General features: G+C 69.9%; 11 protein-coding genes and 1 other RNA gene. 3 read left to right on the top strand and 9 right to left on the bottom strand.

The genetic code is table 11. From position 1 onward, the window contains the following. Nucleotides 1–2: 2 nt before the first annotated feature. From mraY to rsmI, 9 genes are all read right to left on the bottom strand, one after another. A complete protein-coding gene (gene mraY, locus VGU65_RS00275) occupies nt 3–1,085 on the bottom strand; it encodes a phospho-N-acetylmuramoyl-pentapeptide-transferase (protein WP_327472151.1) in 1,083 nt (360 codons plus the stop codon). Then, complete coding sequence (locus VGU65_RS00270; protein ID WP_327472150.1) at nt 1,075–2,445, bottom strand: UDP-N-acetylmuramoyl-tripeptide--D-alanyl-D-alanine ligase; 1,371 nt, start codon at nt 2,443–2,445, stop codon at nt 1,075–1,077. Before VGU65_RS00270 ends, mraY begins: the two co-directional genes overlap by 11 nt. After that, entirely contained in the window at nt 2,442–3,926 is a 1,485-nt protein-coding gene (locus VGU65_RS00265) for a UDP-N-acetylmuramoyl-L-alanyl-D-glutamate--2,6-diaminopimelate ligase (protein WP_327472149.1), read from the bottom strand. The genes VGU65_RS00270 and VGU65_RS00265 overlap by 4 nt, the downstream gene beginning before the upstream one ends. Next, nucleotides 3,923–5,731, bottom strand: coding sequence for a peptidoglycan D,D-transpeptidase FtsI family protein (locus VGU65_RS00260; protein WP_327472148.1), 1,809 nt, complete (start codon nt 5,729–5,731; stop codon nt 3,923–3,925). The genes VGU65_RS00265 and VGU65_RS00260 overlap by 4 nt, the downstream gene beginning before the upstream one ends. Then, complete coding sequence (gene ftsL / locus VGU65_RS00255) at nt 5,728–6,000, bottom strand: cell division protein FtsL (protein WP_414655770.1); 273 nt, start codon at nt 5,998–6,000, stop codon at nt 5,728–5,730. Before ftsL ends, VGU65_RS00260 begins: the two co-directional genes overlap by 4 nt. After that, the gene (gene rsmH / locus VGU65_RS00250) at nt 5,997–6,917 is read right to left on the bottom strand and encodes a 16S rRNA (cytosine(1402)-N(4))-methyltransferase RsmH (RefSeq protein ID WP_327472147.1); all 921 of its coding nucleotides are present in this window, start codon (nt 6,915–6,917) and stop codon (nt 5,997–5,999) included. Before rsmH ends, ftsL begins: the two co-directional genes overlap by 4 nt. Nucleotides 6,918–6,962: 45 nt before the next feature. Continuing rightward, complete coding sequence (gene mraZ, locus VGU65_RS00245) at nt 6,963–7,409, bottom strand: division/cell wall cluster transcriptional repressor MraZ (RefSeq protein WP_327472145.1); 447 nt, start codon at nt 7,407–7,409, stop codon at nt 6,963–6,965. A gap of 354 nt (nt 7,410–7,763) precedes the next feature. Further along, nucleotides 7,764–8,127: RNase P RNA component class A (gene rnpB, locus VGU65_RS00240), an RNA gene on the bottom strand. An 83-nt stretch (nt 8,128–8,210) separates the two neighbouring features. Further along, entirely contained in the window at nt 8,211–9,041 is an 831-nt protein-coding gene (gene rsmI / locus VGU65_RS00235) for a 16S rRNA (cytidine(1402)-2'-O)-methyltransferase (RefSeq protein WP_327472144.1), read from the bottom strand. A gap of 85 nt (nt 9,042–9,126) precedes the next feature. Here rsmI and VGU65_RS00230 point away from each other — a divergent pair, with 85 nt between their 5' ends. The 3 genes from VGU65_RS00230 (at nt 9,127) to VGU65_RS00220 (ending at nt 12,887) form a co-directional block, all read left to right on the top strand. Then, on the top strand, nt 9,127–11,076 hold the full coding sequence (locus VGU65_RS00230) for a penicillin-binding protein activator (RefSeq protein WP_327472143.1): 1,950 nt from the start codon (nt 9,127–9,129) through the stop codon (nt 11,074–11,076). Then, nucleotides 11,076–11,432, top strand: a complete 357-nt coding sequence (locus VGU65_RS00225; RefSeq protein ID WP_327472142.1) for a YraN family protein — start codon at nt 11,076–11,078, stop codon at nt 11,430–11,432. The genes VGU65_RS00230 and VGU65_RS00225 overlap by 1 nt, the downstream gene beginning before the upstream one ends. Nucleotides 11,433–11,516: 84 nt before the next feature. Beyond that, the gene (locus VGU65_RS00220) at nt 11,517–12,887 is read left to right on the top strand and encodes an FAD-binding oxidoreductase (RefSeq protein ID WP_327472141.1); all 1,371 of its coding nucleotides are present in this window, start codon (nt 11,517–11,519) and stop codon (nt 12,885–12,887) included. Nucleotides 12,888–12,914 lie beyond the last annotated feature (27 nt).

Genomic DNA, 12,914 nt, shown 5'->3' with positions numbered 1-12,914 from the left:
GGTCAGCGCACCTTCAACGTGGCAAGGCCGATCAGCACCAGCACGACGCTGATGATCCAGAAGCGCACGATCACCCGCGGCTCGGGCCAGCCCTTGAGCTCGAAGTGATGGTGGATCGGCGCCATGCGGAAGATGCGCTTGCCGGTGAGCTTGAAGCTCGCCACCTGCAGCATCACCGACACGGTCTCCAGCACGAACACGCCGCCCATCACGATCAGCACGATCTCCTGGCGCACGATCACCGCCACGCAGGCCAGCGCGGCGCCGATGGCGAGCGCGCCCACGTCGCCCATGAACACCTGCGCCGGGTAGGTGTTGAACCAGAGGAAGCCCAGCCCCGCGCCGGCCAGCGCGCCGCAGAAGATCGAAAGCTCGCCCGCGCCGGGGATCGAGGGAATCCCCAGGTACTCGGAGAACACCTTGTTGCCGGCGAGGTAAGCGAACACGCCCAGCGCGCCGGAGACCAGCACCGAGGGCATGATCGCCAGGCCGTCCAGGCCATCGGTGAGGTTCACCGCGTTGGAGAAGCCGACCACCATAAAGTAGGCGATGACCACGAACATGACACCCAGCGGCACCGCCACCTGCTTGAACAGCGGCACGTACAGCGCTGTTTCTGCCGGCAGCACCGCGGCGCGGTAGAGGAACACCGCCGCCGCCAGGCCGAACACCGACTGCCAGAAGTACTTCCAGCGCGAGGCCAGCCCGCGGCTGTCCTTGAGCACCAGCTTCTTGTAGTCGTCGTAGAAGCCGATCGCGCCGAAGGCGATCAGCACGGCCAGCACGATCCACACGTAGCGGTTGTGCAGGTCGGCCCACAGCAGCGTGGCGATGGCGATCGCCAGCAGGATCATCACCCCGCCCATGGTCGGCGTGCCAGCCTTGACCAGGTGCGTCTGCGGGCCGTCGCTGCGCACCACCTGGCCGGCCTTGAGCGCGGCCAGCCGCACGATCAGGCCCGGGCCGAGCAGCAACGACATCGCCAATGCGGTGAGCGCGGCCATGATCGTGCGGAAGGTGATGTACTGGAACAGATGCAGGGCGGTGAAATGCCGTGCCAGCCAGTCGGCCAACTCAAGCAGCATCGATGGGGCCTCCGGAGGCGTTCGTGGTTTGTCTGAGGGCGGCGACCACCTGCTCCATGCCGGCCGAACGCGAGCCCTTGACCAGACAGGTCACGCCCGCATGCAGTTGACTGGCCAGCGCGGCGGCGAGCGCGGCCTTGTCCGCGTAGTGCTCGGCACCCGCACCGAAGGCCTGCACCGCCGCGAGGCTCAGCGGCCCGACGGCGAACAGCCGCTCGATGCCCGCCGCCTTCGCCCGCGACCCGATACCAGCGTGCAGTTCGCGCGCCTCGGGTCCGAGTTCGGCCATGTCGCCCAGCACCAGCCAGCGCTCGCCGGCGGCCAGCGCCAGCGTGTCGATAGCCGCGCCGACCGAGCCGGGGTTGGCGTTGTAGCTGTCGTCGATCAGCGCCCAGCCGCCCTCCATCGCCTCCAGGCGCAGCCGTCCGGCCACACCGGGCACATGCATCAGGCCCGCCGTGATGGTCGCAAGCGGCACGTCGAGCGCCAGTGCAATCGCGCTTGCCGCCAGCGCGTTGGCGACGTTGTGGCGACCGGCCAGTGGCAGGTTCACCTCGGCCTCGCCCTGGCCCGTGTGCAACACGAAGCGGGAGCCGTCCAGGCGCTGCTCCAGGATGGTCGCGCCGACGTCCACCCGCGCGCCAAGGCCGAAATGCAGCGTGCGGCGCGAACCTGCCAACCCTTCGAAGAAGCTGGCGAACGCATCGTCCGCGTTGATGATCGCCACGCCGTCGGCCGGCAGCGCCTGGTACAGCGCGCCCTTGGTCTCCGCCACGCCCTCCAGGCTGCCCATCCGCTCAAGATGCGCCGGCGCGATGGTGTTGACCAGGCCGATGTCGGGCCGCGCGATGGCCGCAAGGTAGGCGATGTCGCCGGGCTTGCCCGCACCCATCTCCAGCACCGCGTACTCGGCATCGGCCGGCATCGCCAGCAGGGTCAGCGGCAGGCCCAATTCATTGTTGTAATTGCCCGCGTTGACATGGGTGCGACCGTGACGCGAGAGGATCGAGGCGGTCAGCGTCTTGACCGTGGTCTTGCCGTTGGAGCCGGTGATGCCGACCACGCGCACGTCGCGCTGCGCACGCACCGCGCTGGCCAGGTCGCCGAGCGCGAGCTGGGTGTCGTTCACCACGACCTGCGGGATGTCCACGTCCACGCGGCGCGTGACCAGCGCCGCGGCAGCGCCGTGCAACGCCGCGTCACGCACGAAGTCGTGCCCGTCCACGCGCTCGCCCTTGATCGCGACGAACAGCTCGCCGGGCTGGAGCTTGCGCGTGTCGATCGCCACCCCGGCGACCTCCAGGTCGGCGCCGAGCAGGCGGCCGCCGGTCCACAGTGCGATTTCGGAGAGGCGCATCATGCGTGGGACTCCTTGCCCGGCCGAGCGAGAACGGCGCGCGCGACCGCCAGGTCGTCGAAGGCGTGCTTGCCGGTGGCGCCGTCCTGGTACGTCTCGTGGCCCTTGCCGGCGATCAGCACGACGTCGTCTGCGCCGGCCTGCACGATGGCCTGGGAGATGGCGACCGCACGATCGCGCTCGACCGCCACCGGCGGGCGCATGCCGGCGAGGATCTGCGCCACGATGGCGTCGCCGTCTTCGCCGCGCGGGTTGTCGTCGGTGACGATCGCCGCATCCGCCAGCCGCTGGGCGATCGCACCCATCTGCGGCCGCTTGCCGGCATCGCGCTCGCCGCCGCAGCCGAATACGCAGACCAGCCGTCCGGCGCAATGCGCGCGCAGTGCGGTGAGCGCCTGCTCCAGCGCATCAGGGGTATGGGCGTAATCGACCACCACCAGCGGCTGCCTGCCGTCGCCACCGATACGGTTCATGCGTCCGTTGACCGGCGTGAGCGATTGCACCGCTTCGACGAGGCGGTCGAACGGTTCGCCCAGTGCGCCCAGGCAAGCGATCACGGCCAGCAGGTTTTCCACGTTGAAGCGTCCGAGCAGCGGGCTGTGGACCGCCTGCGCCCCCCAGGGCGTGCGAACCGCGAACACCAGCCCCTCGGCCGACGTGGCGATGGCCTGCGCGGCAACCTCCGTGCCGGCGGCATCCGTGGCACTGGTGCGCAAGAGGCGCACGCCGGCCGGCAGGCGCGTGGCCAGTTCGCAGCCGAAGGGATCGTCCACGTTGACCACCGCAGCCTTCAGGCTGGGCCAGACGAACAGCTTGGCCTTGGCCGCGCCATAGGCTTCCATCGTGCCGTGGTAATCGAGGTGGTCGCGGGTGAGGTTGGTGAAGACGGCGACCTCGAAATCGACGGCGCCCACGCGACCCTGCTCCAGGGCATGCGAGGACACCTCCATCGTCACGTGCGTCGCGCCCTGGTCGCGGAACCGCGCCAGCAGCCGCTGCACGCTGATCGCGTCCGGCGTGGTCCGCTCGCCTTCGTCCAACTGCCCGTGGAGACCCGCGCCCAGCGTACCGATGCTCGCCGCGCGATGGCCCAGCCGCGCCAGCGCCTGGGTGATCAGCTGCACGGTGGAAGTCTTGCCGTTGGTGCCGGTGACGCCGATGAGCCGCAGGGCGCGCGACGGGTGGCCGTAGAAGCGGGCGGCGATCTCGCCCAGGCGCGCATGCAGCCGATCGATCCACAGCACCGGCACGCCGGGCGTGAAGCCGGCCACCACGGGTGTTTCCGCCAGAACAAGCGTGGCGCCGCGTGCCACCGCATCGGCGGCGAAGGCGATGCCGTGCGCGCGGGTGCCGCGCAACGCCACAAAGGCATAGCCCGGCTGCGCCTGACGCGAGTCGAGCGTGAGGCCGCAGATACGAAGATCGCCGAGCGCACCCGCGTCGGCGAAACCTTCCAGCAGGTAGGCCAGCGCGATGGCGCTCATGGCTCCTCCTCCACCGCGCCGTCGTCGGCCGGCCGGTCGGTGGGCGGCTTGCTTCCGGCCAAGCCGGTCGGACTCATCAGCGGGCCGCCGGCATACCAACGGCCGATATTGTCCGGCGGCACGTCGAGCAGGCGCAGCGCTCCTTCCATCACGCGCGCGAACACGGGCGCGGAAACCATGCCGCCGTAGTAGCTGCGCTTCTGCGGGTCGTCGATGACCACGACGCCGACCAGCCGTGGATGGCTGGCGGGCACCACGCCGGCGAATGCCGCCGTGTAGTTGTTGCGCGAGTAGCCGCCGGCCGCAGCCTTGTGCGCCGTGCCGGTCTTGCCCGCGACGATATAGTTGGCGATGCGTGCCGTGGTTGCGGTGCCGCCGGGGGCGGTCACCGTTTCCATCATCTGGATGACCTCGTCGGCGACCTGGCCGGAGACGATCGCCTTGGGTTCGTTGTCGGCCCCTTTGATGAAGCTGGGCGAATGCATCACGCCGTGGTCGGCCAGCGTGGCATAGGCATTGGCCAACTGCAGGGGCGTCACGTTGAGGCCGTAGCCGTAACCCATGATGGCCTTTTCCAGCGGCCGCCAGTCGCGGCCGATGCGCAGCAGACCCGAGGACTCGCCGGGGAAACCGCTGTTGGTGCTGTTGCCGAAGCCAAACGCACGGTAAGTGCCGTACATCAGCGACGTATCCAGTTCCATCGCGATGTGCGCCGCACCGACGTTGCTCGACTTGGTGATGACCCCGGTGGGCGTCAACAGGCCATAGTTGTGCGTGTCGTGGATGTCGTGACCCTGGAAGTACCAGTGCCCGCCGGTGGTATCGATCAGCGGACTGGTCGGCGTGAACTTGCCGCTGGACAGCGCTGCGCTCATCAGGATCGGCTTGATCGTCGAACCCGGTTCGAGCAGGTCGGTGACGGCGCGGTTGCGCCGGTCGGAAGCCTTGCTGCCGTTCACTGCGTTGGGGTTGTAGGTCGGCAGATTGACCATCGCCAGCACTTCACCTGTACCTACATCGAGGATGACCATCGAACCGGACGCCGCACTGAACTCGGTCAGCGCGTTCTTCAGCTCGTTGTAGGCGAGGAACTGGATGCGGCGGTCGATGCTGAGCGTGAGGCTCTTGCCCGGCTTGGGCTCGCGCACCTGCTCCACGTCCTCGACCACGTGGCCCATGCGATCGCGGATCACCCGCTTGGCGCCCGGCTTGCCGGCCAGCCAGTCGTCGAAGGCGAGCTCCAGGCCTTCCTGGCCGTGGTCGTCGATGTTGGTGAAACCGAGGACGTGCGCGGTCACCTCGCCCGAAGGGTAGTAGCGGCGGTATTCACGCTGGCCGTTGACGCCCGGGATGCCCAGGTCCAGCACCGCCTGCGCCGCCTCCGGCGGCATCTGCCGGCGCAGGTATACGAACTCGCGGTCGGCGCGCTGGGCCAGGCGCTCCTTGAGCTCGCCCGCGTCCACGCCCAGCGCGGCGGCAAGCGCCGGGATGCGTTCGTCGTTCTCCAGCACCTGCGCCGGATTGGCCCAGATCGAGACCACCGGCGTGGACACGGCCAGCGGCTCGCCGTTGCGGTCGAAAATGGTGCCGCGCGAGACCGGGATCGGCACTTCGCGCAGGAAGCGCGCATCGCCCTGGTCCTGGTAGAACTGCTTGCGCACCACCTGCAGGTCGAACGCGCGCGCGACAAGTCCCAGCGAGGCCAATACCAGCACGCTCACCACCAGGGTCATGCGCTTGCGCGCGCTCGGGCCGGCGCCGCGGCGGCGACCGGAAGACGGCGCGTTCGGTGAGCGCCAGCTCATCGGCGCACCAGCTGCACGTCCTGCGGACGCGGCGTGACCATACCTAGCTTGGCGCGCGCCTCCTCGTCGATGCGGCGCGGCTCGGCCCAGGTGGCCTGCTCCAACTCGAGCCGGCCGTATTCGATATTGAGCTCGTCGCGCTGGTTCTGCAGGCGGGTCAGTTCGACAAACAGCACGCGGCTTTCGTGGCGCGTCCACACCACGCCGATCGCGCTGACCAGCACGGCCAGCAGCAGGATCGTCAGCAGGGAACCGGCCAGCGCCTTCATGCCAGCTTCTCCGCCACGCGCAGCACCGCCGAGCGAGCGCGCGGATTGGCCGCGAGCTCCCGTTCCGACGGAAACCGCGCCTTGCCGACCGCAGCCAGCCGCGCGGGCGCCGCGACCACCGGCGGACCACGCCGACTGCCCTGCACGCGGCCGGCATGGTCACGGATGAACTGCTTGACGATGCGGTCTTCCAGCGAATGGAAGCTGATCACCGACAGGCGGCCGCCGGTCTTCAAGCGCTCCAGCGCGGCAGCGAGCCCACGCTGCACCGATTCCAGCTCGCCGTTCACGCAGATGCGCAAGGCTTGGAAGGTGCGCGTGGCCGGATGCTTGCCCGGCTCGCGGCGTCCGATCGTGCGCTCGACCAGCGCAGCCAGCTCGCCGGTGCGCGCGATCGGCGCCTCGGCGCGGCGCGCCACGATGGCGCGGGCGATCTTGCGACTGAAGCGCTCCTCACCGAAGGTCCACAGCACATCGGCGATCTCGCGCTCGTCGGCATTAGCGAGGAAGTCGGCCGCGCTCTCGCCCTGGCTGGTGTCCATGCGCATGTCCAGCGGCGCATCGGCCATGAAGCTGAAGCCGCGCGCGGCTTCGTCCAGCTGCGGCGAGGAGACGCCGAGGTCGAGCAGCACGCCGTCCAGGCCGGCAGCGGTTTCGTCCCACTCGGCCAGCTCGGCGAAATTGCCGTGGCGGATCGCCACGCGGGGTTCGTCCGCGAAGGCCTCGCGCGCGGCGGCGACGGCAACCGGATCGCGGTCCATCAGCAGCAGCCGACCGGCGGGGCCCAGGCGCGACAGCACCGCGCGTGCGTGACCGCCGCGCCCGAAGGTGCCATCCAGATACCGCCCGCCTGCCTGCACGGCAAGGCCCTCCACCGCTTCGTCCAGCATCACCGGGATGTGCCGCAACTCGGCCACGCCGCACCTCCCGCTCGTCAAAAGTCCCGCCCGAACACCCGCGCCCTACAGGCGCAGGTCCGCCATGTCGTCAGTGATGTCGTCTTCGCCGAGGGTCTGGCGGATCTTGGCCAGATGCGCCTGCTCGCTCCACAGCTCGAACTTGTTGCCCATGCCCAGCAGCACGGCCTTCTTCTCGATGCCCGCGGCGGCGCGCTGGCTGGCCGGCAACAGAATGCGAGAGGCACCGTCCGGCTCGACCACGGTCGCCGCGCCCACCAGCTTCATCTGCAGGTTGCGGTGCGGCGCCTTGACCATCGGCAGCGCGTTGACCTGGTCGCGCACCTTTTCCCACTCGGCGTAGGGGAACAGCCACAGGCAGCCCGTTTCGAACGGGCTGTAGGTGATCACCAGCCGATTGGCGCAGGCGCCCGCGACCAGCTCCCGATACGCGGTCGGGATGGCCAGTCGGCCCTTGTCATCGACGGTAATGGCGGTTTCGCCCTGGAACACCCACAGACCCCACTGATTCCCACGATTTCACACAGGAACCCACCATACGTCTCGCCTTCTGAGACGTCAAGGGATTTTTGCTTGCGAATCAAGGAGAAAGGCAGAAGTGTGGACGTATTTCCAGCCATTTAAGAGGAAGGTCGGCAAGGTGCTTGAAAGCTAGGGATTTTTCAAATTGCCCTGTGAGGCATATCACGGGGTCTGCCACCCGCCGCGAGCGCTGGACATGAATCCATGTTCAGGGCATGTCCGTCCCGGCGCGCGGCACGAAACGCAAAAGGCCAGGGCAGCGCCATGTTCCCGCGCCACCCTGGCCTTTTCCCGGCGGCGCGCCGGAGCACGCCGCCGCACAAGAGGCGGAGCCGGCCTGTAAGCCGGGTTCTGTACGCCTTGCGGCGCGACAGTCATTCCTCTCGGCCAGGCGTCGCCGCCTGGCTCCAGCGACCTACCCGGGAACAACGCGGGCCGCGTTATCGTTCCCCTATTCGGTCTTGCTCCGGGTGGGGTTTACCGTGCCGTGCGGCGTTGACCCCGCACGCGGTGCGCTCTTACCGCACCCTTTCACCCTTACCTGTGCCCTTGCGGGCCATCGGCGGTCTGCTCTCTGTTGCACTGGCCGTCGGCTCGCGCCGCCCAGGTGTTACCTGGCACCCTGCCCTGCGGAGCCCGGACTTTCCTCGACGCGCTCATCGCGCGACGCGACTGTCCGGCCGACTCCGCGGGCAATTGTAGTACCCCTGGCCGGGGGAATGGGACTCGCGAATGAACGCGTGAGGATGGGCGACGCTCGCGCCGGATGCTCTAGGAAGCCTCGTACAAGCTCTTGCGCGGCGCACCAGTGATCGCAGCAGCCATCTTGGCGGCCTTGGCGGGAGGCAGTTCCTCGCGCAGCAGCGCGAACACGCGCTGGCCTTCGGCCAGGCGCGCATCGGCTTCCTCACCGCGGCCGCCGACCAGGACCACGCACTCGCCGCGCTGCTGGTCGGGGTCCCCCTCGACACGGGCAGCCAGATCGGCGAGCGGTTCGCCGATCACGGTCTCGAACAGCTTGGTTAGCTCCCGCGCCAGCACCGCCTCGCGCGCGCCGCCGAAAATCTCGCGCATGTCGGCCAGGCTTTCGGCCACTCGGTGCGATGACTCATAGAAGATGAGCGTGCGCGACTCGCCGGCAAGCTCCTGGAGGCGGGCACGCCGCGCGGCCGCCTTCGGCGGCAGGAAGCCCTCGAAGACGAATCGGTCGCTGGGCAAGCCCGCCACCGACAGCGCCGCGATCGCCGCGCAGGCGCCGGGTACCGGCACACAGCGGATGCCGGCCACGCGCGCCGCGCGCACCAGGCGAAAGCCCGGATCGGAAACCAGCGGCGTGCCGGCGTCGGAGATCAGCGCGACCGAATGCCCATCGAGCATCCGGCGCACCAGCGCATCGACCGCCTCGCGCTCGTTGTGCTCGTGCAACGCCACCAGCGGCGTGTCGATGTTGTGGTGGAGCAACAACGGGCGACTATGACGGGTGTCCTCGGCGGCGATCACGTCGGCCGCGCGCAACGCGGCCACCGCACGCGGCGAGAGGTCGTCGCGGTTGCCGATCGGCGTGGCCACTACCGACAGGCTGCCGGGCGGGACAGTGGGCATCGAGACTCCAAAATGGCGCGCAAAGGGCGCGCGGCACGATCGGCTATGATCGCTCACCATGTCGATCACGACCAAGGGACACTCCATGCGACTGCTCCGCGCCGCCGGCCTCGGCCTGCTGATCGCCCTGGGTGTGGGCGCCTGCGTGCCGACGGCAGTCACCCGCTCGCCGCAGGAACTGGCCGCCGCGCAGCACGCCGAACAGCTCGCGCGACAGGGCCAGTTCGACCAGGCGGTGCAGGCCTACCTTACCCTCGCGCAGCAGACGGGTGATCAGGACCACTATCGCGTGCTGGCCGCCGAGGTCTACCGCGAGGAAGGCGCCCTGGAGCAGGCCGCCCCGCTGCTGGATCAGGTGCGCCGGGCGCGCCTGCAGGGGGAGGACGCCGCCCGCTACGACCTGCTCCGCGCGGAACTGGCGCTCGCCCACCACGACGCACATACCGCGTTGCAGCTGACCACCCAGCCGGCGCCGGTCCCACCCGCGCTGGAATTGCGCCTGTTCGAACTGCGCGCACAGGCGATGGAAGCCAGCGGGGACCTGTGGGGCGCGGCGCGCACCCGCGTGCAGATGGATCCCCAGCTGGAAGGCCTGGACCACACCCAGAACCGCAAGCAGATCCTCGACCTGCTCGGCCGCCTCGGCGCCGAACCGCTCAAGCGCCGCGGCGCCGCCATGAAGGGGGGCGATCGCATGCTGCCCTGGGTCAACGAGGCGCTCACCCAGCTCGGCGTGCCGGTCGCGCAGCCGCAGCCGGATCTCAACCAGCCGGTGGGCACCATGCTGCCCGGCGCCAACGCCAACGTGCGCGAGGGCTACCGCATGCCTGCGCGCGTCGCTTTGCTGCTTCCGCTGGGCGGCAACTTCACCGGCGCCAGCGGCGCGATTCGTGAAGGTTTTTTCGCCGCCTACGCCGATGCCGCGCGCAACAACGCGCCACGCGCCAACGTGCGCGTGTACGACAGCGGCGGCACCGCCGACGGCGCGCTGAAGGCCTACCAGCAGGCAGCCGGCGACGGCGCGCAATTGATCGTCGGGCCGCTCACCCGCGCCGAGGTCGCCGCCGTATTCGGCCAGGCGAAGCTGCCGGTGCCGTTGCTCGCCCTCAACCACCCCGACGACAAGAGCCTGCCGGCCGGCGGTGCCACCGAGTTCGGCCTGCTGCCGGAAACCGAAGGCGCGCAGGCGGCCGACCACATGGTCGAGCGCGGCCTGCACGGCGCCTACGTGATCGTGTCCGACGACGATTTCGCCCAGCGTGCCGCCGGCGCCTTCAAGGCCGAACTGGAGGCCCGTGGCGGGCACGTAGCGGGCATGGCCACGTTGCCGCCGCCCGGCAAGGTGAACTACGCCAACACGATCGGCGGCCTGAACATGCCCAAGTCGGCCATGCCGTTGCCAGCACCTACGTCATCGGCCGCTGCGGCCGTCCCGGCACCCGCGCCCGCCGGCAGCACCGCAGCCGCCGCGGCGCCCCTCGCGCAGCCAGGCGCGGATACCGGCATCTTCATCAGCATGCGACCCGAGCAGGCGCGCCTGCTGCTGCCGCAGATGCAGATCGCGCACATCGGCCTGCCTGTGTTCGGCACGTCGCACATCTATGCAGGCGTTGACGACGCGGCCGCCAACCGCGACCTCGACGGCGTGGAGTTCTGCGACGCTCCCTGGCTGTTCGATGCCCAGCCGGGCCTGCCCAGCCACGATGCCATCGCCGCCCAGCTGCCCGCCGCGCGCGGCACCTCGGCACGGTTGTTCGCCTTCGGCATGGATGCGTGGAATCTGGTGCCGTACCTGGACTGGTTGCGCGACCACCCCGGCAGCTACCTGCCGGGCGCCAGCGGTCAGCTCGCGGCCGACCAGTTCGGCCGAGTGCGGCGCGTGCTGGTCTGGGCACGTTTCCAGGATGGCCTGGCACGCCCGCTGAGCGGCAGCCTGCAGCTGGACGACGTGCCTTCGGCCGCACCACCGGTGGATCAGACCGGCGGTATCCCGGCACCCGCCGGTTCGACCGAGCCCGCGCCGACCGGCCACTGATGCGCGCCGCCGGCGAAGCCTTCGAGCAACGCGCCTGCCGCGAGCTGGAGCGCGCCGGACTGACACCGCTGGCGCGCAACTACACCACCCGCCACGGCGAGCTGGACCTGGTCATGCGCGAGGGCGACACGGTGGTCTTCGTCGAGGTCCGCTACCGCGTGCGTGCCGGCCATGGCGATGCCGCCGCCTCGATCACCCGCAGCAAGCAGGACAAGCTCGTCCGCACAGCGCAGCTGTGGCTCGCCGCGCACCCGCAGCATGGCCACCGGCCATGCCGTTTCGACGTGGTGAGCTACGACGGGCCGGCCGACGACGCACGCATGCACTGGTTGCGTGGGGCATTCGAAGCGGAGTGAGGCGAACCCTCCCGCGCACGCGAGCAAGGCTCAGCGCCATCGACCGTGCGCCTCCCCGCCTCGGCGAGGCGCTACGCTAGCCCGATGCCATTGCCCGCTCCCCTGACCGACACGCTGCATGCGATCTTCGGCCCCGCCGCCTGCTCGACCGGCCCGGCCGAGCGCCTCGCCTACGCCTACGACAATTCGCGCCTCAACGCGCAGCCCGATGCCGTGGTGTTTCCATCCACGCACGAGCAGGTCGAGGCACTCGTGCGCGCCTGCCGCGCGCATCACGTGCCGCTCGTCGCGCGCGGGCGCGGCAGCAACACCACCGGCGCTACGGTGCCGGTGGAAGGCGGCGTGGTGGCGAGCTTCGAGCGGATGAACCGCATCCTGCGCATCGACCCGGTCGACCGCCTGGCGGTGGTCGAACCGGGCGTGCTCAACGGCGACCTGCAACGCGCGCTGGCCCCGCACGGGCTGTTCTGGCCGCCCGATCCGACCTCTTCGCCCTGGTGCAGCATCGGCGGCAATCTCGCCTGCAACTCCGCCGGGCCGCGCGCCGTGAAATACGGAACGCCACGCGAGAACACGCTGGGCCTGCGCGCGGTGGCCGGCAGCGGCGAGGGCTTCCGCTGCGGCACCTATACCAGCAAGGGCGCCACCGGCTACGACCTCACCCGCCTGCTGATCGGCTCGGAAGGCACGCTGGCACTCATTACCGAGGCCACTCTCAAACTCACGCCCCGGCCCTCGAGCGTCCGCACCCTGCGCGCGACCTACCGCGACGTCGGCACCGCCGCTCAGGCAGTGGCACGCATCATGGGCCAGCCGGTGACGCCGTGCGCACTGGAATTCATCGACGAGACGGCGTTGCGGCTCGCCCATGCCCACGCAGGCGATGCGGTGCCGCTGGCCGGCGCACTGCTGATGATCGAAGTCGACGGCGAACCGGGCACCCTCGACGCCGCCGTGGCCGCGGTCGCGGACGCCGCCCGCGGCGAGGGCCTGGAGACACTGCAGGTCGCCGCCGGCGCCGACGAGGCCCAGCGACTCTGGGCCGCACGCAAGGCGCTTTCTCCGGCACAGCGCACGATCGCCCCGGACAAGATCAACGAGGACGTGGTGGTGCCGGTCAGCCGCCTGCCCGCGCTGGTCGAGGGCATCCGGCAACTGGCCGCCAGGCACGAGGTGCTGATCGTCAGCTTCGGCCATGCCGGCAACGGCAACCTTCACGTCAACCTGCTGCCGCGCGACGCGGCCGAGCGCGCGCGCGCGCGCGCCTGCCTGGCCGAGGTGTTCGCGCTGGTGGTCGAGCTGGAGGGCACGCTCTCCGGCGAGCACGGCATAGGCCTCAGCAAGCGCGAATTCATGCCGCTGGCGCTGGAGCCGGCGACACTGGCGCTGATGCGCGGCGTGAAGCACGCCTTCGACCCCGACGCCATTCTCAACCCCGGCAAGCTGCTGCCATGACGCCTGCCGTGCGACGTGCGCCATCCG

This window comes from Frateuria sp. (assembly GCF_035943815.1).
Lineage (GTDB): Bacteria > Pseudomonadota > Gammaproteobacteria > Xanthomonadales > Rhodanobacteraceae > Frateuria_A.
The sequence above is the reverse complement of the archived record's forward strand: the minus strand, read 5'-3'. Positions and strand labels throughout refer to the sequence as shown.

Coding starts and splice junctions, on each gene's coding strand:
- mraY (WP_327472151.1), bottom strand. CDS start 1,085: ATGCTGCTTGAGTTGGCCGACTGGCTGGCACGGCATTTCACCGCCCTG.
- VGU65_RS00270 (WP_327472150.1), bottom strand. CDS start 2,445: ATGATGCGCCTCTCCGAAATCGCACTGTGGACCGGCGGCCGCCTGCTC.
- VGU65_RS00265 (WP_327472149.1), bottom strand. CDS start 3,926: ATGAGCGCCATCGCGCTGGCCTACCTGCTGGAAGGTTTCGCCGACGCG.
- VGU65_RS00260 (WP_327472148.1), bottom strand. CDS start 5,731: ATGAGCTGGCGCTCACCGAACGCGCCGTCTTCCGGTCGCCGCCGCGGC.
- ftsL (WP_414655770.1), bottom strand. CDS start 6,000: ATGAAGGCGCTGGCCGGTTCCCTGCTGACGATCCTGCTGCTGGCCGTG.
- rsmI (WP_327472144.1), bottom strand. CDS start 9,041: ATGCCCACTGTCCCGCCCGGCAGCCTGTCGGTAGTGGCCACGCCGATC.
- VGU65_RS00230 (WP_327472143.1), top strand. CDS start 9,127: ATGCGACTGCTCCGCGCCGCCGGCCTCGGCCTGCTGATCGCCCTGGGT.
- VGU65_RS00225 (WP_327472142.1), top strand. CDS start 11,076: ATGCGCGCCGCCGGCGAAGCCTTCGAGCAACGCGCCTGCCGCGAGCTG.
- VGU65_RS00220 (WP_327472141.1), top strand. CDS start 11,517: ATGCCATTGCCCGCTCCCCTGACCGACACGCTGCATGCGATCTTCGGC.